General features: G+C 49.3%; 16 protein-coding genes. 11 read left to right on the top strand and 5 right to left on the bottom strand.

Going from position 1 to position 19,644, the window contains the following annotated elements:
• Positions 1 to 273: 273 nt before the first annotated feature.
• The 4 genes from trxB (at position 274) to MKX74_RS23625 (ending at position 4,867) form a co-directional block, all read left to right on the top strand.
• Positions 274 to 1,218 carry a thioredoxin-disulfide reductase gene (gene trxB / locus MKX74_RS23640; protein WP_341179994.1) on the top strand — a complete coding sequence of 315 codons (945 nt, stop codon included), beginning with the start codon at positions 274 to 276 and terminating at the stop codon, positions 1,216 to 1,218.
• Between the two features lie 147 nt (positions 1,219 to 1,365).
• Entirely contained in the window at positions 1,366 to 1,602 is a 237-nt protein-coding gene (locus MKX74_RS23635; protein WP_018887271.1) for a glutaredoxin family protein, read from the top strand.
• 330 nt (positions 1,603 to 1,932) lie between these two features.
• Positions 1,933 to 3,231 carry a transcriptional regulator gene (locus tag MKX74_RS23630; RefSeq protein WP_341179993.1) on the top strand — a complete coding sequence of 433 codons (1,299 nt, stop codon included), beginning with the start codon at positions 1,933 to 1,935 and terminating at the stop codon, positions 3,229 to 3,231.
• A 448-nt stretch (positions 3,232 to 3,679) separates the two neighbouring features.
• Entirely contained in the window at positions 3,680 to 4,867 is a 1,188-nt protein-coding gene (locus MKX74_RS23625) for a transcriptional regulator (RefSeq protein ID WP_341179992.1), read from the top strand.
• Positions 4,868 to 5,158: 291 nt separating this feature from the next.
• Here MKX74_RS23625 and MKX74_RS23620 read toward each other — a convergent pair whose 3' ends face one another.
• A complete protein-coding gene (locus MKX74_RS23620; RefSeq protein ID WP_018887274.1) occupies positions 5,159 to 6,331 on the bottom strand; it encodes an ROK family transcriptional regulator in 1,173 nt (390 codons plus the stop codon).
• Between the two features lie 230 nt (positions 6,332 to 6,561).
• On the opposite strand from MKX74_RS23620, the gene xylA reads away from it, so the two are divergent.
• Genes xylA through MKX74_RS23605 form a run of 3 tightly spaced genes read left to right on the top strand, consistent with a single transcriptional unit; the run spans position 6,562 to position 10,228 of the window.
• Positions 6,562 to 7,878: a xylose isomerase gene (xylA, locus tag MKX74_RS23615; RefSeq protein WP_018887275.1), complete on the top strand. Its 1,317-nt coding sequence runs from the start codon at positions 6,562 to 6,564 to the stop codon at positions 7,876 to 7,878.
• A gap of 13 nt (positions 7,879 to 7,891) precedes the next feature.
• Positions 7,892 to 9,391: a xylulokinase gene (xylB, locus tag MKX74_RS23610; protein WP_341180648.1), complete on the top strand. Its 1,500-nt coding sequence runs from the start codon at positions 7,892 to 7,894 to the stop codon at positions 9,389 to 9,391.
• Between the two features lie 30 nt (positions 9,392 to 9,421).
• Positions 9,422 to 10,228 (top strand): class I SAM-dependent methyltransferase, encoded by an 807-nt coding sequence (locus MKX74_RS23605; RefSeq protein WP_018887277.1) that lies wholly within the window; start codon positions 9,422 to 9,424, stop codon positions 10,226 to 10,228.
• A 281-nt stretch (positions 10,229 to 10,509) separates the two neighbouring features.
• Here the strand turns inward: MKX74_RS23605 and MKX74_RS23600 are convergent, their stop codons facing one another.
• From MKX74_RS23600 to MKX74_RS23590, 3 genes are read right to left on the bottom strand one after another with little or no spacing between them, the layout of a single operon-like run.
• Positions 10,510 to 10,692, bottom strand: coding sequence for a FeoB-associated Cys-rich membrane protein (locus tag MKX74_RS23600; RefSeq protein ID WP_018887278.1), 183 nt, complete (start codon positions 10,690 to 10,692; stop codon positions 10,510 to 10,512).
• Between the two features lie 34 nt (positions 10,693 to 10,726).
• The gene (feoB, locus tag MKX74_RS23595) at positions 10,727 to 12,748 is read right to left on the bottom strand and encodes a ferrous iron transport protein B (RefSeq protein WP_341179991.1); all 2,022 of its coding nucleotides are present in this window, start codon (positions 12,746 to 12,748) and stop codon (positions 10,727 to 10,729) included.
• The gene (locus MKX74_RS23590) at positions 12,745 to 12,984 is read right to left on the bottom strand and encodes a FeoA family protein (RefSeq protein WP_018887280.1); all 240 of its coding nucleotides are present in this window, start codon (positions 12,982 to 12,984) and stop codon (positions 12,745 to 12,747) included. The genes feoB and MKX74_RS23590 overlap by 4 nt, the downstream gene beginning before the upstream one ends.
• Positions 12,985 to 13,261: 277 nt before the next feature.
• Between MKX74_RS23590 and MKX74_RS23585 the strand changes: the two genes are divergently transcribed.
• The 3 genes from MKX74_RS23585 (at position 13,262) to MKX74_RS23575 (ending at position 16,780) form a co-directional block, all read left to right on the top strand.
• Positions 13,262 to 14,386 (top strand): transglutaminase domain-containing protein, encoded by a 1,125-nt coding sequence (locus tag MKX74_RS23585; protein ID WP_018887281.1) that lies wholly within the window; start codon positions 13,262 to 13,264, stop codon positions 14,384 to 14,386.
• Positions 14,387 to 14,545: 159 nt separating this feature from the next.
• Positions 14,546 to 15,901, top strand: a complete 1,356-nt coding sequence (locus tag MKX74_RS23580) for an MFS transporter (protein ID WP_341180647.1) — start codon at positions 14,546 to 14,548, stop codon at positions 15,899 to 15,901.
• A gap of 372 nt (positions 15,902 to 16,273) precedes the next feature.
• Positions 16,274 to 16,780: a mismatch-specific DNA-glycosylase gene (locus MKX74_RS23575; RefSeq protein ID WP_018887283.1), complete on the top strand. Its 507-nt coding sequence runs from the start codon at positions 16,274 to 16,276 to the stop codon at positions 16,778 to 16,780.
• 31 nt (positions 16,781 to 16,811) lie between these two features.
• On the opposite strand, the gene MKX74_RS23570 is transcribed toward MKX74_RS23575, so the two are convergent.
• Complete coding sequence (locus MKX74_RS23570; RefSeq protein ID WP_133569837.1) at positions 16,812 to 17,945, bottom strand: virulence factor; 1,134 nt, start codon at positions 17,943 to 17,945, stop codon at positions 16,812 to 16,814.
• A gap of 361 nt (positions 17,946 to 18,306) precedes the next feature.
• On the opposite strand from MKX74_RS23570, the gene MKX74_RS23565 reads away from it, so the two are divergent.
• Positions 18,307 to 19,644, top strand: a complete 1,338-nt coding sequence (locus tag MKX74_RS23565; protein WP_341179990.1) for a cytochrome ubiquinol oxidase subunit I — start codon at positions 18,307 to 18,309, stop codon at positions 19,642 to 19,644.

The following is a 19,644-nucleotide window of genomic DNA, read 5'->3' as shown; positions in this document are numbered from 1 at the left end:
AGATTGCTTCATGAAAACTTCATTTGACCTTTTCTCTCCTATTCCGCATAATTAAGTTACACATTAGAATGATTATAAACTACAACAGTAGGAAATGGCTATTTCAACCTAGACTTTTGTTCAAAAGTAGTTCAAACGTAATTAGAGAGTAGCCTGCATCCAGCCATAGATAAAGATTCGAGCTTTCCTGCTCGGGCCCTTACCTAGTATATGCCGAGGGTGCTCATCCATGTAGCTTGTCTTTCCTTAATTCACATATTGGAGGTTGATCTTATGTATAAATCTATCATTATCGGTACAGGACCTGCGGGTCTGACAGCAGCAATCTATCTGGCTCGTGCGAACATGAGCCCACTCGTCATTGAGGGCCCACAGCCTGGCGGTCAATTGACCACCACTACTGAGGTTGAGAACTTCCCAGGCTTCCCGGAAGGAATCATGGGCCCTGAGCTGATGGAAAACATGCGTCAGCAAGCAGAGCGTTTTGGTGCGGAGTTCCGTACAGGATGGGTCAACAAGGTCGATACGTCGAGCCGCCCATTCAAGCTGGAGGTCGAAGGTCTGGGTGAGCTCGTAACCGATACCCTCATTCTGTCCACGGGTGCAACTGCAAAATATCTGGGTATCCCTGGAGAGCAAACGAACATTGGACGTGGTGTCAGCACATGTGCAACCTGTGATGGGTTCTTCTTCCGCAACAAAGAGATCATCGTGGTGGGCGGTGGAGATTCCGCGCTGGAGGAAGCGAACTTCCTGACTCGCTTTGCTTCCAAAGTAACGCTGGTTCACCGTCGTGACGAGCTGCGTGCTTCCAAGATCATGCAGGATCGTGCACGTGCTAACGAGAAGATCGAATGGGCGCTCAACCGTACACCGCTGGAAGTCGTTGCTCAAGAGAATGGCGGCGTAACCGGACTGCGTATGAAGAACAACGAGACAGGTGAGGAAGAGCTGCTGGAAGCAAGCGGTGTGTTCGTAGCGATTGGACATCATCCGAATACAGGCTTCCTGAACGGTCAGATTACTACGGATGAGAATGGTTATATTGTAACGAAGGCAGGCACCTCCGAGACGAACATTCCGGGCGTATTCGCTTGTGGTGACGTACAGGATACTCGCTACAGACAAGCAATCACTGCTGCAGGTAGTGGATGTATGGCTGCAATGGATGCTGAGAAATATATTGAAAGCCTGGAGCACAGCTCGGTAACGCTGTAAGTTGTTGTAGGTTATTACAGGCTGGCTTGAAACGTTGATTGGCCATGTTTTACAATAGTGCTAAGACATTTGTTCGAGGCATTCATCCGGAGCATTGGAGCTCTTGGAGGGAATATTTTTTACAAATCTAATGATGAGGTGATTTCGATGGAAAAAGCGATCGTATATACATCCAGTAACTGCCCACACTGCAAACAGGTGAAGAGCTTCCTGACCGAGCAAGGCGTGGAATTCGAGGAACGCAACATTGAGACGAATGACGCTTATGCACAAGAGGTGTGGGATATGGGAATTCGTGCAGTACCCCTGACCTTGATCGGGGATGCTCGTATCTCTGGTATGAACAAGACCCAATTCAACAAGGTGCTGAACCCAGAAGGTTAATAAGGTAAGAGCTTTTGCTGAGAAGCGGCAAAGGGCCCAATCTATACAGAAGCCAGTTACTCTTAGGAGTGCTGGCTTTTTTTGTGTGCGGACACAGACATGTCTGAGAAATGTATAAAATATATCTATTTGGCGTGCGACAGTCTCTGCGGATGTTTCATGGTGTCGTAATCGCATTCGATGGAAAAAGTAAATATGTTACATAATAACTTTGAATTATACGAATTATTAATCAATTGTCTTTTGCGGGTGGTAATTTATTTTATAAGAGGGTGAGGTAGGCACTGGGTGGAGCAAATGACGGTAATACGTTCAGAGATAGAGTGCTATATGATGGAGCAAGGAATGAATATTACGACATTAAGCAGGCTCAGTGGCCTGAACGTGGGTACAGTTAGCTCCGTATTGAACGGCCACAAGCTCATCGCTGTTGATCAGCTTGACCGGATCACCTCGGTTATGGGATTGCCACAAGGACACTATTACTCACGGTATATTCAGGAATCCATGGTCGATACGCCACCGAATTGGTGCCGAATAAGACCTTTATTGTATCGCTGCGTGGAGCTGAATCTGCTTGATTGTATAAGGCAAATTGTTAATTTACTATTGGATAACCTGATGTATTCCGCATTGCTATTTGAGACGGCAGAGGATATGTATCAGATGCAGCAGGGGGAGGCGGCCTCGATATTGTATGAAGGCGTAGCTCAGAGTGAGTTGCGACAGCATTCTGAGCGGCTTGCCGTGTGCCAGTATCGTCTCTTCACTCTCAAGCTGAGTGAGGATCAGGCACGTAATCTGGAGGCGGCGATCCAGTTCGAGCCTTACGTAGAGCGTCTAGATGAGATTGAGCAATTGGATGCGTTGCGGGATTTGGCTAATATTTATCGCTCTTTGCGCAGATGGGATAAAGTAGAAGTGGTTGCACGAACGATGGGAGAGAAGGCTAGCATTATTTACAATCTGCCTCGAAATCCTGAACTGAATAGACGAGAGCATCCTAAGAGAGCGATTAGACCATTATTTTTTTATATTGCCTATGCAAACTTGCTGCTTTCCAATGCATACGATGAAAAAGAAGATTATGAAAATGCCATGTACTTTATAGGTTTATATGGAGATATGTCCTGGGTAAAAGAAACGGATGAAGAGACGTTGCACTGGAGAAGTCTGTTTTTAGAGTGGGCTGAAGCTAATTCATATGTTTGTAGGCTCGCGATGGGTGATGAATCAGTTGTTCCTTCTTATATAAAATACATCCAGACCAAGGATCAGGAATTACTTCCTGGATTGATCAATATTGTACAAAATGCAAATAAAAACGGATTTGATATAAGCGTTTATTTGGATGAATTGGATGGCACGTTACAACAGATGATTTCACCGAGTCCAAATCATGATATGGGTGTGTATACCCAGCAGATGTCTAACAGCAGATTCTCACATCTTTTCTATGAGCTTGCGGTCTATTATATAACTCGGGGTGATCGCAGTAGAGGCAGGCAGTATATCGAGGTCTGGAAAAAGTATACGACGTTGAATAATGAGCAATCTCTTCTCAGGTATCATACGCTATTAGACATGCTGACTTCTGGTATAGATAATGACACACCAGATGCTCATTAGTCTTACACATGTGGAACTTCTATAAGTGTTACTTGGATAGGCTTCCGATTTTAAATCATTGCTGTACACAGACTAAAGCCAGAGCTATGAACGTGCTGGCTTTTTTTTGTATTTAAATCGTTGTTGGTGTGAGGTTCAGTATTGACCAACTTATCCCATGTGCTATACTTGGTGAATAAAAGTAAAAATATTACATAATAACTTCGGATTGTATTTGTAGTGTATTATATGGATTTCAAAGCGTTTACGCTTCCTTAATAGCTAAGGGGTGGTTACTTTGGAGATGACGAGCACAATACGTTCAGAGATTGAGCAATTCATGGATCAGCAACAATTCAAGGTTAGCCAGCTAGGAAGACAGACAGGGCTGAATCCAGGGACGATCAGCTCTATTCTTAATGGCCATAAGCTCATTGCTGTTGATCAGCTTGATCGGGTAACTTCAGTCATGGGGCTGGAGGAAGGGTATTTTTATTCGCAATACATACAAGAATCTATGGTAGATGCACCTCCGAACTGGCGCAGGCTGAAGCCGTTATTATTTCGCTGTGCGGAGTTGAATCGTCTGGATTGTACTCAGCGCATCGTTAATTTGCTGTTGGATAACCTGACCTATTCCCCTTTGCTATTTGAGACGGCTGAGGAGTTGAGGGATCTTGGGGAGCTTGCAGCAGCAGCCCTGTTGTATGAAGGTGTGGCCCTCAGTGAACGCAGTCAGCATTCAGAGAGACTTGCCCTATGTCAGTATCGACTCTTCACGCTGCGATTGGGTGAGGACCAGGGGAAGAATCTGGAGGCGGCAATTCATTTTGAGCCTTATGTAGAGCGTCTTGATGAGATGGAACAATTGGACGCTCTGCGGGATTTAGCTAATGCTTATCGCTCACTGAGAAAGTGGGATAAGGTAGCAAATATTGCTCATATTATGGGCAAGAAGGCGAATATCATGTATGAACTGCTACATAATACCGAGCTGAGAAGAAAAGAGGAGCCTGTCAGAACGCAAAAACCTCTGTTTTATTATAGAGCTTTTGCTGACCTCCTCATGTCAAATGTAAGCGCAGAAAAAAAGGATTATCAGCAAGCCCTCCATTATACACACTTGTATGAAGATCTATCCTGGGTGAATGAAACAGATTCTGAGACATTACATTGGAAAGGAAGATTTTTTGGATGGGCGGAAGTCAATAAGTATGTAATCGGATTATTGGCAGGAGACCAGAGTGTACTTCCAAGCTATGTAGACTATATTTTTACAAATGAAGGGGAAGTACTTCCAGGTATATTGAACATGATTCAGGCTGCAAATAACTCAGGACTAAATATTAATAATTATTTAGAGAAGTTTCAAAATGCACTTGAAGAAATAATAAATAATAACAAACATAAGGGCGTATATACTCAGCAATACATTGATGAGCGATTGACTAAAGTACTCTATGAGTTTGCTTACTATTTTTTGAATTATAAGGTATATAGTAAGGGATTTGATTATTTGCTTAAAAGTTTGGAGAAATCACTTATAATCAACAATGAACAAAGTATACTTAATTGTATGAGATTATTTGAACGATTCCGGCAGGTTGCTTCATGCAATGTGAGCAGGGACTATCATATACTAGTTACAAAGGAGTGAGATAATAATGGGGAGATTCATGACCTCTACAGTAACGTTTTATACGATTTCAATCTTGTTGTTAATATCTAAAATCAACTATTTTTTTGGACCATTTGCCGAAATTCACGGCGGATGATTAAAGATGTTACTACTTCATAAAAGTGTAATTTTCAAAAAAAACCATTAGTTAGGTTTTTTTGATCAAATACATACATTAACCACTGTGAATTTTTATGCCAGAAGCCAACAGTTCTTTGAATGTTGGCTCTTAGCTGTTTTCTGTTAAACTTCAATTCTAACAATACATAACTATAGCGACACCCGAACATGCCCCAAATACGCAGAGATCGCCGTATAGGCTGCACCGAGCATGGTGGAGCGGCTGCCAAGCTGGGCGAAACGAATGTTCAGCTCCCGACGATGGTAGGGAAGTGTACGCTCCGCGACAATATCCTGCAACGGCGTTTCCAGCCATGCGCGAGCCTCGGATAGATTTCCTCCGATGATAATCAGCTCTGGATTGAAGCTGTTCACAATATTCGTAATCCCGATTCCCATATAGGCACCGATCTCATGAAATAGCTGCTGCACCTGCGTATTGCCATGACTTGCATGCTGTAATAGCTCTGGTGTGTGAAGCGTGGGCAATGGTGGCTCGGAACGCGTGTAGTATCTTTCGGACGCATACAGCTCCCAGCAGCCCCGACTACCGCAGGAGCAGCGAAGCCCATCCCAGTCAATCGACATGTGACCTGTCTCCCCGGCATAACCCCATGATCCTTTGTACGGCTTGCCATCCATAATGATGCCCGATCCAATCCCTGAGCCTACACTGATGTAGACCAGATTCCTTGTACCATAGCCTTCCTCGCCAGCCATCCCGTAATGTAGCTCACCTTGTGCTCCGGCATTAGCTTCATTGTCTACAAGTACGGGCATCTGGAGCTCTGCCGCCAGCTGTTGTCCAAGAGGCACCTCTTCCCAGCCCAGATTGGGAGCGAATAGTACTGTACCATCGGCATCGACCATCCCCGGCACTCCTATACCAACACCAACAATGCCATGTCTTGAAGAAGGAGCAAGCGCTGATAGCTGGCGCACCATCGCCTGAATATATTCCAATACCGACGGATAGTCTGTACGCTCCAGCGGGAGGGACTGCTCAGCCTCTACATGCCCGTGCAGATCCGTCAGTACTCCCTTGAGATAGCTGACGCTCAGCTCCAGACCGATGGCGAAGCCAGAACGACCATTGAACAGCAACAGCAACGGCTTGCGCCCTCCACTGGATTCACCTGGCCCCATCTCTTGAATCAAATCCTCCGTAATTAGCTCGGCTACGAGGTTGGATACCGTGGCTTTGTTCAAGCCGGTTCGCTGTGACACCTGCACGCGTGACAAGGGAGCATACTGCCGAATCGTATCCAGCACAATGGATTTATTTATTTTTTTGACAAGTGCCTGATCACCTGTAACCTTCATCGTGTACACATCCTGTTCGTTAACGTGTTCTTTATGGCTTTAGTAGCTTGGCTTACCATGGCAATAATGCCCGAAACCATTTCAACAAATAGTGTCTCTATCATAAAAAATAAACTTAGTTTAAGCAATAGACAAAGTTTGATGGGTTGTGTTAGTATAACGGTGTAAATGCTCCCGGATCGTCCGGGAAGCTAATTAAATCCTGACAAATCTGGGGAGGCGTCAACATTATGGCATACTTTGAAAACGTTTCAAAAGTAAACTACGAAGGCAAGAACTCATCTAATCCATATGCATTCAAATGGTACAATCCTGAGGAAGTCGTAGCAGGCAAGACGATGGAGGAGCACTTCAAATTCAGCATGGCCTATTGGCATACGCTGACAGCTGGCGGTAGTGACCCGTTTGGTGTAAATACAGCCGTTCGTCCGTGGGATCATCTGACAGGAATGGAGCTGGCCAAGGCTCGTGTAGAGGCTGCCTTCGAATTAATGGAGAAGCTGAACCTCCCGTATTTTGCATTCCATGATGTGGACATTGCACCTGAGGGCGCTTCCCTGAAGGAATTCCATAGCAATCTGGATACCATCGTCGATCTGATCGAGCAGCAAATGAAAGCAACGGGCAAAAAGCTCCTCTGGAACACAGCGAACATGTTCTCGAATCCACGTTATGTGCATGGTGCAGCTACGACCTGTAATGCGGATGTATACGCACATGCAGCGGCTCAGATCAAGAAGGGTCTTGAGGTGGGTAAGCGTCTTGGTGCAGAGAACTATGTCTTCTGGGGCGGACGTGAAGGCTATGAGACACTGCTGAACACAGACATGCAGCTGGAGCTGGATAATCTGGCGCGTATGTTCCACCTCGCAGTGGATTATGCCAAGGAGATTGGCTTCGATGCACAATTCCTGATTGAGCCGAAGCCGAAGGAGCCAACCAAGCACCAATATGATTACGATGCGGCTACGACGATTGCATTCCTGCAAAAATATGATCTGGATAAGCACTTCAAGCTGAACCTGGAAGCGAACCATGCGACGCTGGCTGGCCATACGTTCAATCATGAAATGCGTGTAGCTCGTATTAACGGCATGCTGGGCTCGCTGGATGCCAATCAGGGAGATCTGCTCATTGGCTGGGATACCGATGAATTCCCGGTAGACATCTATGATGCTACGCTCACCATGTATGAGGTGCTGATGAATGATGGGCTCGGTAAAGGTGGCATTAACTTTGACGCCAAAGTAAGACGTGCATCCTTCGAGGCAGAGGATCTGTTCCTGGCTCATATCGCAGGAATGGATACGTATGCGAAAGGACTGAAGGTCGCTGCCAAGCTGATTGAGGATCGCGTACTGGAGGAGTTCATTGAGAAGCGTTATAGCAGCTTCAAGGAAGGTATTGGTGCTGATGTCGTAGCTGGCAAGGCAACCTTGGCTTCACTTGCTGAATACGCCCTGAACAACGAGAATCCACGCCGCAATGAATCCGGACGTCAGGAATGGCTGAAGGCGAAGCTGAACCAATATATTCTGGCCGATTAAGGAGCTACCTATGATGAAGGAGCGATATGTTATTGGTGTAGACCTTGGCACAAGCAGCGTCAAGACGGTACTTGTGACCCCAAGCGGACAGGTAGCTTATGAGACCTCGGAATCTTATGAGCTGCTACAGCCGCAAGCAGGCTACAGCGAGCAGCGTCCCGAAGACTGGGTAAGGGGTACGATTGCATCCCTGCGCAGACTGGTAGAAGGTGCTGGCATTGCGCCTGATAGCGTAGAAGGCATCAGCTTCTCCGGACAAATGCATGGTCTTGTGCTTGTGGATGAGCAAGGCCAGGTGCTGCGAAATGCAATATTGTGGAACGATACGCGGACCACAGCCCAATGCCGCCGTATTGAAGAGAAGCTGGGGGCAAGCTTGCTGGAGCTGGCTCGAAACCGTGCGCTGGAAGGCTTCACGCTGCCCAAGCTGCTATGGGTGCAGGAGCATGAGCCAGAGCTGCTGGCACAGGCAGCACATTTTATGCTGCCGAAGGATTATGTACGCTATCGGCTGACAGGCGAGCTCGCTATGGAGTACTCCGACGCAGCAGGAACCCTGCTGCTAGAGGTGGGGGCGAAGCACTGGAGTGAAGCCATCGCTGAGGCGTTCCAGCTGCCGCTCAGTCTGTTCCCGCCACTCGTGGAGTCCTTCGATCAGACTGGCGGATTGCTGCCTGAATGGTCCGAGCAGACCGGACTTGCTGCTGATACGGCTATCTTCGCTGGTGGAGCCGATAATGCGTGCGGCGCGATTGGTGCAGGGATTCTACAGGAGGGCCAGACGATGTGCAGCATCGGCACCTCCGGGGTCGTGCTGTCTTACGAGGAACGCAAGCACATTCAGCTGGAGGGGAAGGCGCACTTTTTCAATCATAGTGAAAAGGATGCGTTCTACATTATGGGCGTGACTCTGGCAGCGGGCTATAGTCTGCAGTGGTTCAGGGAGACCTTTGCTCCGGGGCAGCCATTCGAGGAGCTGCTGGCCGCCACTGGAGATGTTCGTCCAGGGAGCGGAGGACTGCTGTTCACACCGTATATTGTAGGGGAGCGGACACCGCACCCGGATGCGAATATACGCGGAAGCTTTATCGGCATGGACGCCGGGCATAAGCTGCCTCATTTCACCAGAGCCGTATTGGAGGGGATTACCTTCTCGCTCCGGGAGTCCATTGATATCCTGCGTGCGACGGGCAAAACGGTGAACGAGGTAATCTCGATTGGCGGCGGTGCCCGTAGTGATATATGGCTGCAGATGCAAGCGGATATCTTCCGGGCTGACGTGATCAAGCTGGAAAGTGAGCAGGGGCCTGCGCTTGGCGCTGCCATGCTGGCTGCGTACGGTGCTGGCTGGTTCGACTCACTACAGGCTTGTGCGCAGGAGTTCATTCGTCCGGCCAGACGATTCTCGCCGCGATCGGAGACGGCAGATCAGTATGATCTTTTGTATGCCCTGTATAAGGAAGTATACCCTGCGACCCGTGCTCTGAATGATGGATTGTCTTCCCACCGATGAGCTGGGGAATATGCTCGGAAGGATGTCTAGATGAAGAAGAATTCTTCGAATAGAACTAATATTATAGGGGCTGGCGAGGTTGGCATTGCCATCTCGGTCGACATGGATACGAAAGTGGTTCATCAGACAAACAGCTTGTTCTGGGATACCAAAGGAAATGATGTCCTGGGGACAACCGCACTTCCTTTTTATGGAGCATTTGTCACAGAAGAAAAGTGTCAGCTTTTTGGGGATGTCACAGGAAAAAAGGTGCTGGAGATCGGCTGTGGAAGCGGTCAATCCTTGCAATATCTCGGGGAGCGCAAAGCATCCGAACTATGGGGCATGGATATGTCAGAGAACCAGATCGAGAAGACAAGGGCACATTTGACGGGGTGCGGTCTCTCGGCACAATTAATTTGTTCTCCCATGGAAGCGGAATGCGGCATACCAGCGGATTACTTTGACTTTGTGTATTCGATTTATGCCATAGGCTGGACTACCGACCTTGAGGGGACTTTATGCAGGATTGCTTCTTACCTGAAAAAAGATGGCATATTGATCTTCAGTTGGTCTCACCCTATACACAAATGTGTTGTTGCAGAGAATGACATGCTTGCGTTTAAAAAGTGTTATTTCGATGAATCCTGGTATTCGGTATCCCTTGACGAAGGTAAGCTAACCTTATCAGATCGCAAACTATCCACTTATGTGAATGCGTTGGCAAAAGCGGGATTTGTCATTGAGCAAATGATTGAGGAATCTGATGATGACATCATACAGTCAAGTGACAGTGATTTTGCCAAAAAAGCAAAGATGCTTCCTGTAACTTTTGTAATGAAAGCAAGGAAGCTATAAGTGAACAGGAAATGGATTCGAGTGCCAGTTATGAGGAGCAACATCATTGAGAGGCCATTGTTGAAGTAGCTTCGATTGTTAGTACAACAAATCAGCGACAGTCTGGGGGATATACTCACCCATGGCTGTCGCTGATTTTGGTGTTGGGACCAGTCCAAGGACTATTATATTCAAGGATCATTGCATGCACGAGGAATGAGGGGGCGATAAGCATGCCTTAGGTAGACTTGTGCAATTCTCAGCTCAATACCTTATACAACTACTGCTATATCATTTAACTATTACGTTGACTCAGGTCTATTATGTTCCACGTTCTTTGACTTGTCAGGTGCAGGAGGGCAGCCCGGACATGCTCCAGTCGACGCACAGCCAGCACATGCCCCCTGACGACTCTTACGCCAGAAGCGTACTCCAATCCAGCCTGAATAGCCTAGCACGGCAACAATAATCAGAATATCAATCATGGGTCAGGTCTCCTTTTCCGATGAAGATATGGGTTCAGGACAAGCCCAGCAGATGCCCGCCCTGGTAAATCAGCATGGATATGACGTAAGCAATTACCAGCGGATAGAGCATCGAAATCATCGTCCAGCGGAAGGAAGCAGTCTCCTTGTGAATGACCCCGACAGTCGCTAGACATGGAATATACAGCAATAAGAATGCCATGAAGCTAAAGGCGCTCAGCGGTGTAAATACCGCGTGTATGCTAGTCTCCAGCCCGCTCATATCCGGCGCATGATAAATGATATTCATCGTCGAGACGACGACCTCCTTGGCCATGAACCCGGTCACCAGTGATGCCCCAGCCTGCCAGGTACCAAAGCCAAGCGGTGTCAGTAGCGGTGCCAGCCAGCCACCGAGCATGGCGAGCAGACTGTCGTCCATCTCGCTTCCGAAGCCATGCAGCCCCATATTCGACAGGAACCAGATGATGACAGAGCCCGCCAGAATGATGGTCCCAGCTTTGCGAAGGAAGCCCTTCACCTTCTCCCAGGTGATACGGAACAACGTCAGGGCCTGGGGCATGCGGTATGGTGGAAGCTCTACAACGAATAATGATGGCTCCTTGGTGACGAAGGGAAGCGCAGAGAACGTCTTGGACAGTAACAGAGCCAGAACGACACCGAGCACGTACATAAGCATTACAACCGATGCCTGATGCTCCCGAAAGAACACCCCTGCGAACAGGGCATATACAGGCAATCTGGCGGAGCAGGACATGAAGGGAACGAGCAGTGTAGTCAGCAAGCGCTCCTTGGGCTGCTCAATCGAACGCGCGGCCATAATCGCTGGCACATTGCAGCCGAAGCCGATGATGAAGGGGATGAAGGCTTTCCCGTTCAGTCCTACGGATTCCATCAGACGATCCATCAGCAGGGTCACGCGGGCCATATAACCCGAGTCCTCGACGATGGATATGATGAGGAACAGCAGCACAATCTGCGGTGTAAATACTAATACACCCCCGACCCCGGCAATAATCCCATCTACAATTAATGCCTGAGTGAAGGAGGAAGCCCCAAGGCTCTCCAGCAAGGCTGTTACCGTGTCGCTCACACCGCCAGCAATCCAGCCGTCCAGCACGTCCGAGAGCGGATTGCCGAGCCAGTCAAAGGTAACCTTGAAGGTCAGGAACATGAATAGCAGGAACAGTGGCAGTCCAAATACTCGATGGGTTAGAATCATGTCTGCTCGCTCTGTCCATGTCTTGCGCTGTTCTGTGGAGCGGACCATGACCTGTTGACAGACATAAGCAATCCAGTTGACGCGTACGTTGCGTAGATGAGCTTCGGGACTGGTACTGGAAGTCGGGTCAGCCTGCATGAGGGCTGCCCGGCATTCCGTTATAATTTGCGTGATTCCAGCATATAGATTAGGGTCCGCTATTTCCGCCCATACAACAGGATTACGCTCTAGCAGCTGGAGGGCAAGCCATCTCGATTCAGCACTATATATGTCAGGGAGGATAGCCATGATGCGGTCTATTGCTTGTTCTACCTCGGGCCCATAGTTCAGATGCAGCGGCTTGTGAGAGATAGAGGCCGACTTCTCATGAACAGCAGCCAGTACCTCTTTACTACCTGCTCCGGTGCGTGCACTCATTGGTATGACAGGGACACCTAGCTCGGATGAGAGTTTCTCAGGGCTTACGGTAATTCCGCTGGAGCGCGCAACATCCATCATATTGAGACCAAGCACCAAGGGAGCTCCGTACTCCAGCAGCTGGACGGTCAGATACAGATTGCGTTCAAGCTGAGCAGCGTCCACGATATTGATCAGGGAAGAAGGAGGCTGCTCAAGCAAATAGCGCGCGGCTACACCTTCATCAAGGGAAAAGGGTAATAGAGAGTATAGTCCTGGGAGATCCACCAGCACCCCGCTTTTGTTGCGAAGGAGCCCGCTTTTCATAGATACGGTAACCCCAGACCAATTCCCAGTCTCCGCATAGGTGCGGGTTAGTTTGTTGAACAGAGAAGTCTTCCCGGTGTTCGGATTCCCGAATAACGCAATCGTATTCATGCGGGACAGACCTCCATATGACCAGCTTGTTTCTGTCTCAGACCAATCAGTTGGCCATTGCATTCAATAATAACCGGACCGCCGAGTGGCGTGACCTTGTGAAGACGTATTGTGGCTCCGGTCCTTACTCCCATATCGGTGAGTCTTCGGTGTACCAAAGGATCGAGTGCATCAAGAGACATAAGCTGCCCAGTACTTCCGGGCTTCAGCTTCAATAAGGAAATACCGATAGACATCAGCAATCACCCTTCATGCGAAAATGAGAATCAATATCATTCATTTGGTGAATGTAATGTAGCACAGCCCACTTTTCCAGACAGTGATGAATCTCTCAGTGTGAAGCCAGATGATGAAATGGTGAGGGAATGTGCCATGCGACAGAGTAATTCCATAAATTAGCACGCATAATCAGCTTATTGTGTCTTTTATGTGGTAAAATGACCTTAACTTCATGAATGAAGCCGAATCTCCGATATAAAAGGTGTAACAGACAAGCTGGAAGGGGGCACATGGATGATGAATCGAGTACGTCCGCGACTGATTAAGTTGCTATTGTTAAGCTCTGTACTGGCATTAGGCATTCCTCAGGTAGTGGAGTGGAGCGAGGTCTATGCGGCTGTCAATCCGTCAGTCGAGGTGACTACAGGGCAATTGGAGGAGAAGCTGCTGGCGGCCATGATGGACCGTAAAGACAGCTTGAATTTTACATATAAGGGACAGGTCAAGAATCTGAAAAAGGATCTGCAGACCGCCATTGATGAGGCCATGCAGAGCGATCCTTATGTGAACTATACTTTGAAAAGCTATGCCTACAATTATAAAGGCTCGTCCAACTCGGCACAGGTTACCGTGACGCTCAAATACCGTGAGACCAAGGAGCAGACAGCTTTTGTGGATCAGACGGTACGCGCCGCACTGAAGGAGCTAATTAAGCCGGAAATGACCGACCACGAGAAGGTCAAGGTCATTCATGATTGGGTGGTCGTGCGTCTGGCCTACGATGAGACACTACAGAAATATACAGCTTATGACGGGCTGGCTACAGGTACTACAGTATGCCAAGGCTATGCACTTTTAACCTACAAGATGCTGAACGAAACCGGAATTACCAACCGCATTGTGGAAGGAAGAGCCGGGGGGCAGCTGCACGCGTGGAATCTGGTCCTGCTGGATGGCAAGTGGTACCACCTGGATACGACATGGGATGACCCGACACCGGACCGGCCGAATGAAGTGAGCACCGCCTACTATCTGTTGACGGATGCGCAGATTCGCAAGGATCATTCCTGGACGAAGAAATATCCTGCAGCAAGTACCGTCTATGAACAGACGCTCACGCAGTTAATCACTGCCGGAGGGGCCAAGGCCAAGGTCTACCAGGAAATGTACAATGAGCTAGAATACGCTATGTATCAGGAGGGCAATCTGGTATCATCAGCTCCGCAAATGGTAGAGAAGGCACGCAAGGCCATGTCTGCGGGGACCAAAACACTAGTGTTCGCCTATAAGGGGACGGAGAAAAATCTGGAGAAGGATCTGCAGGTCCTCTATCAGCTAGGGATGAAATCCATCTCCTATCGCGTAACGAATCAGCACGATTCTAATCACCTTAGAGTCAGCCTGTCCTGGACGATCTAGTCCGGGGCGGGCTGCTCCACTTTTAGCGGGCTGCTCCATTTTTATAGGAAGGCGTGAAAGTACATGTAAGAAGCTCCTGTACTGTTGAAGTATACAGACGCATAGGTTGCAACCCCGATTCTATTTGTTGGCTCTAATCATTATAAGGAGAAGACTATGTTGTACAAAAAATCGTTCTTTTGCCTGCTCGGCACACAGAGCATGGCAAATGCTGCCGATGTGCTATATATTATGGCACTGGTGTCACTCATCTTTAATAGCACTGACTCTATCATCACAGCCATACTCATTCCCTTGCTACGCATGGGAGCCCAGATGATCAGCGGTTTTTTTGCGCCGCTATTGCTCGTCAGATATCAGCTTCCTTTTATTTTGTTCATATCCCAGACCGGTCAGCTGGCCTTCTTCACCTTACTCGTGCTATATATCAATGCGGCACACCCAGCCACGGATTGGTTGGTTGTATTCTCACTTGTGCTGGGCATGTCCTTCCTGGATGGCTGGACGACTCCTGCAAGGAATGCGCTGGTTCCGCGTCTTGCGACGGGAGATGCGTTAATGAAGGCTAACAGTATGATTTCCGTCAGTGATCAGACGGTACAGCTCGCGGGCTGGGGGCTGAGTGGAATGCTTGTGGCTTTCGCAGGAGCGGAGAAGACACTGATAATTGCCGTCGTGCTATATGCCATCGCCATGCTCTTCACTGCTCTGCTGCGTGATCCAATGGAAGCGGAGCGCTTCTTCTTGCTTCGACCGCATACCTTGGTGAAGAGTGGAGATCAGAGGCTGCCCGAGGAACCGACTCCGATCCATTCGGCTTCTGCGGTGACGGCTGGCTCTGAGCAACATCAACCATCGAGAGATGGAAAATGGGCCGTACTACGAGAAGGCTGGATGTTGATTGGCAAAAGCACTCGCCTGCGGATTCTCACCTTCATGGATATGGTCGACATGCTGGGGGGCTCCGTATGGGTCGGTGCATTCACACTGGCCTTCGTCCAGCAGGTGCTGCTTAAGGACGAGTCCTGGTGGGGATATATTAATGCCGCATATTTTGCGGGGACGATTGTCGGCGGCCTGCTGGTGCTTATGCTAGTGAATCGCCTTCAGCACCGATTGTTCCCGGCTATGTTAGCTGGAATGACTGGTTATGCTATTCTGACCATACTGTATGCTGTAAATGTATTACCCCTGATTAGTCTCATCGTGGTGCTAATTATGGGCTTGCCCGCTGAACTGGCTGTAGTATCCAGAAGGACTCTGATTCAGAAAAGTGTGGCGGTACATGATCTGCCGAAGGTGCTCTCGGCACAGGCAACGCTTATGAGCTTCACTTTCTGTGTATCCTTGTTACTGATGGGCTGGATCGCCGAACGGTTCGGAATTGTCAATCTGTATGTATTCGCTGGGCTGTTATCAGGAACGGCGGTATTGATTGGTTGGCTTGGTCGCAGATCCTTCGCGAGGGATGGCAACACCTCATCTGAACCTATTTCTGCACAGGGCGTGAATTAGTCGGCAGCAATAGTATCTTGCCCCGATTATCACACGTAAGTACAGAGTCGCTGCAAGCAATGAGCCCTGTCGGCTGCTACTAAGCCTACTGTTCTTTTGAACAAAGATCGTAAGCAGGTGAACAGCAAGCTGCAAGGCAGAGACTTTGTTTCTCTAAGGATTCGCCGCTTTTTGCTACGCTGTGCTTCCCAGATCATTCAACATGAGCTCAGAATAGGTCAAGATGCTCGTACGCTGACCGAATCTGGAGAGCTTGCAGCGACTCTATACATCTCTATACATCCCCATACAACCCTATGCAACTATAGGGTCTGCAATGGTTCACGCCTTGGTATATCTCATAAGTATTAGTAAGCGGGAAGGAGGAGTCTAATGGATACAGTCCAAGACCATCTGGACTATGGGTTGACGATTGTCTTCGTCGGCTATAACCCCAGTCTCCGCTCAGGCGAGACGGGTCATCATTACGGTCATCCCGGGAATCGGTTCTGGCGGATACTTCATCAGTCTGGTCTGACCCCGCGGCTGTACAAGCCAAGCGAGGATGGCGAGCTGCTGAAGCTGGGATATGGCTTCACGAATATTGTAGCAAGGCCCACCCGCACAGCGGCCGAGATTACCCGTGAGGAATATGAAGAGGGAAGAAGCCTGCTCTATGACAAGCTGGCGAAATTTCGCCCTAGCTATGCTTGCTTTGTTGGTAAAGGAGTGTACACAGAGTTCAGTCGTCTGTCTGATGTGCCATGGGGATTACAGGAGCATTCTGTCGTGGATGGTGTGCATGAATTCGTAGCCCCTTCTTCCAGCGGACTTGTCCGTATGCCGCTGGAAGAGGTTGTGGGCATGTATACACGTCTGCATGAGCTGATTAGCGAATAGCTGTGCTTCATTCAAACGGTGGGTGAGGGTATTAAGAATTTCTGCGGGCCATTTGTTGCCATACCGTCCCAGCGGCCTGCTCACCGGATTCAATACGTTCTAATGCCATTCTGGCCTGCAGGCTGACCTCGAATTCAGGGTCCTGAGCTGCCTGCTCCAGTGCTTCCCGGGAATCCTCCGTGCCTACCTCGTACAGGAATCTGGCCGCGCGCCAGCGCACGAGCTTGCTGCTGTCGGACAAAGCCTCAATCATGGCAGGTGTAGCGGCAGCATCGCCGATATCGGACAAAGTATCCCCTGCTGTCCGGCGCACAGCAGCCGACGAATCCTTCAGCGCTTGATAGAGAAGCTCCATGGCCTCTGGTGTCTTGAGATCGCCGAGGTACACGACAGCAAGCCGGCGCAGCTGCATTTTGTCATCCGATAAAGCCTGACGTAGTAGTGGAAGATGCTGCGGCTCGGGCTCCAGCGCATCCAGCGCGGCGTAGCGTACACGCCAATCTGCCTGCTGCATGGCTTCTTGTAGCTCGGCATCTGTGTAGCTGCGACGCTGCTCCACGAATTCGCCACCGTCTATGCTGTGCGCAATCGCCTGCTCGATCAGCTTGCGCAGCCGTTCTTGCGGATAGGCCGCCTCCAGCTCCTGCTCGACCTCCCTGGCGATGTCCGGCAATTCACCGTATCGTACTCCATAGTCGCTCAGCTTCCGTTCCTTGATCAGCGTAGCGCTGGCAATCTCGGTGACAGCTTGCACGAATCGCTCCGACAGGGAGATTCGCTCCTCCTGCTGCCCGGCTTTTACCCGAATCTGCATCGGTACGGCCCGGAAAAATTGCACGAATACCTGTGCTTCCCCGTAATGCTCTCCGGCTCCTTCCTCTGGAAGCTCCCAATCGGCCTCCTGGCCATCTTCACCGAATTGCTCCCTCACCTCGCTTAGAACCGTCGACCAGTCTGCACTGCCCTTACGATCCAATGCCACGAAGTCTGCCGTATGAAATACACTCTTCACGCCTTCAATGCGCAGCATGCGGCGAATGAAGGGAGGAGCTGAGCGCTCGTTGTCCAGCGTATAAGTCTTGCGAATGCCGTCCTCCAGACGTTCATCCAGATGAAGCATCATGGTGTTCGGACTTGGGGTTGGCTCTATAGAAGTTACTTTCATAACCTTGATTTCCTCCTTATTTCGAATTGCAGTTTCCTGAATTTTAACTAACTCTATTGTACATGATTCTATTGTCTGTGCCAAAAGCAAGGTACCTTACATTCCGATGAGGCCGAGCAGAATTCACTGAACAGGATTCACGTTGGCATTTGGTTAAAATGTGGAAATTTGGACAACAATGTAATTATCGGCATATCGGCTGATACGAAGCGAATCAGGAGGTGGTATGAATGTTCCGCAAGCAGGAAAAAGCTCTGATTATTGTATGCTGTGTGATTGCAGTCATCATGCTGTACTCCCTGATTAAAAGTATCAGCCGCTTGATGTCGTAATACCGATTTGTTCAAAGGAGTGTAGCTGTATGTCCGCGCTGGACCCCGTGATCCTGAGCCGGCTCCTCACCGGCATTACGCTGTTCGTACATATTATATTTGCTTCCATCGGGGTAGGAATCCCGCTGATGATTGCGTTGGCAGAATGGAGAGGTGTGCGGACGGGTGATCCTCACTACACTCTGCTAGCCCGCCGCTGGGCTCGTGGCTTCGTCATTACCGTCGCTGTCGGCGTTGTAACAGGCACCTCGATCGGTCTCCAGCTCAGTCTACTCTGGCCGACCTTCATGCGGGTGGCGGGGCAGGCCATTGCTTTGCCGTTATTTCTGGAGACGTTCGCCTTTTTCATCGAGGCTATCTTTCTGGGTATCTATCTGTACACCTGGGAGCGATTCCGTGGTAAATACACGCATCTACTGCTCTTGATCCCGGTAGCCGTTGCTTCATCCGCCTCCGCCATCTTCATCACGACAGTGAATGCCTTCATGAACCAGCCACAGGGCTTCGCGCTAGTGAATGGGATTATGACGGACATCAATCCGCTCGTAGCGATGTTCAATCCGGCGACCCCGACCAAGGTCTCTCACGTCCTTGCGTCCTCCTACACGTTGAGTGCAGGCGTACTGGCAGGCATTGCAGCCTATAGTCTGCTGAAGGGCAAAAATCATGCGTATTTCAAAAAAGCGCTGAAGCTGACGACAGTCTGCACCTTTGTATTCGCGCTTGGAACGGTACTGATTGGAGATGCGTCCGGTAAATTCCTGGCGAAGTACCAGCCGGAGAAGCTGGCAGCTGCGGAGTGGCACTTCGACACGATGTCCGAGGCTCCGTTCGTATACGGAGGATATATGGACAAGAACGGCGATATCAAGTATGCACTGGAGATTCCCTATGCGCTTAGCATTCTGGCTGGCAATAGCCCGAATACTGTGGTCAAGGGGTTGAATGATTACCCAGAGGACCTGCGCCCTCCGTTGTCGATCCATTATATGTTCGATCTGAAGATTACGACCGGTGTGCTTATTCTCTGCATTCCATTGCTCTATATCCTGCGAAAATGGCTTCCGGGACGCAAGCCTTATCCGAAGTGGCTGCTGCTCGCGCTGCTGCTTGTTGGTCCGATGGCCATGGTGGCGATTGAGCTAGGCTGGATGTTCGCGGAGGTCGGAAGACAGCCGTGGATTCTACGTGGTTATATGAAGGTATCTGAGGCCGCAACAACCTCTGGCAGTGTGGGGTGGATGCTGGTGATGTTCATCGTTCTCTATCTGGTGCTGTGCTTATCAGCTATACGAGTGCTCAGCAAGCTGTTCCGCAACAAGGATGCGCTTGAAGAGATTCGGCAGCTTGGCATAGAGGGGGCATAG

Origin of the sequence: Paenibacillus sp. FSL K6-1230 (assembly GCF_038002385.1) — a bacterium.
Classification (GTDB): Bacteria; Bacillota; Bacilli; order Paenibacillales; family Paenibacillaceae; genus Paenibacillus; species Paenibacillus massiliensis.
Note: the sequence above shows the minus strand (reverse complement) of the source record. Positions and strands in the feature narration are given on the sequence as shown.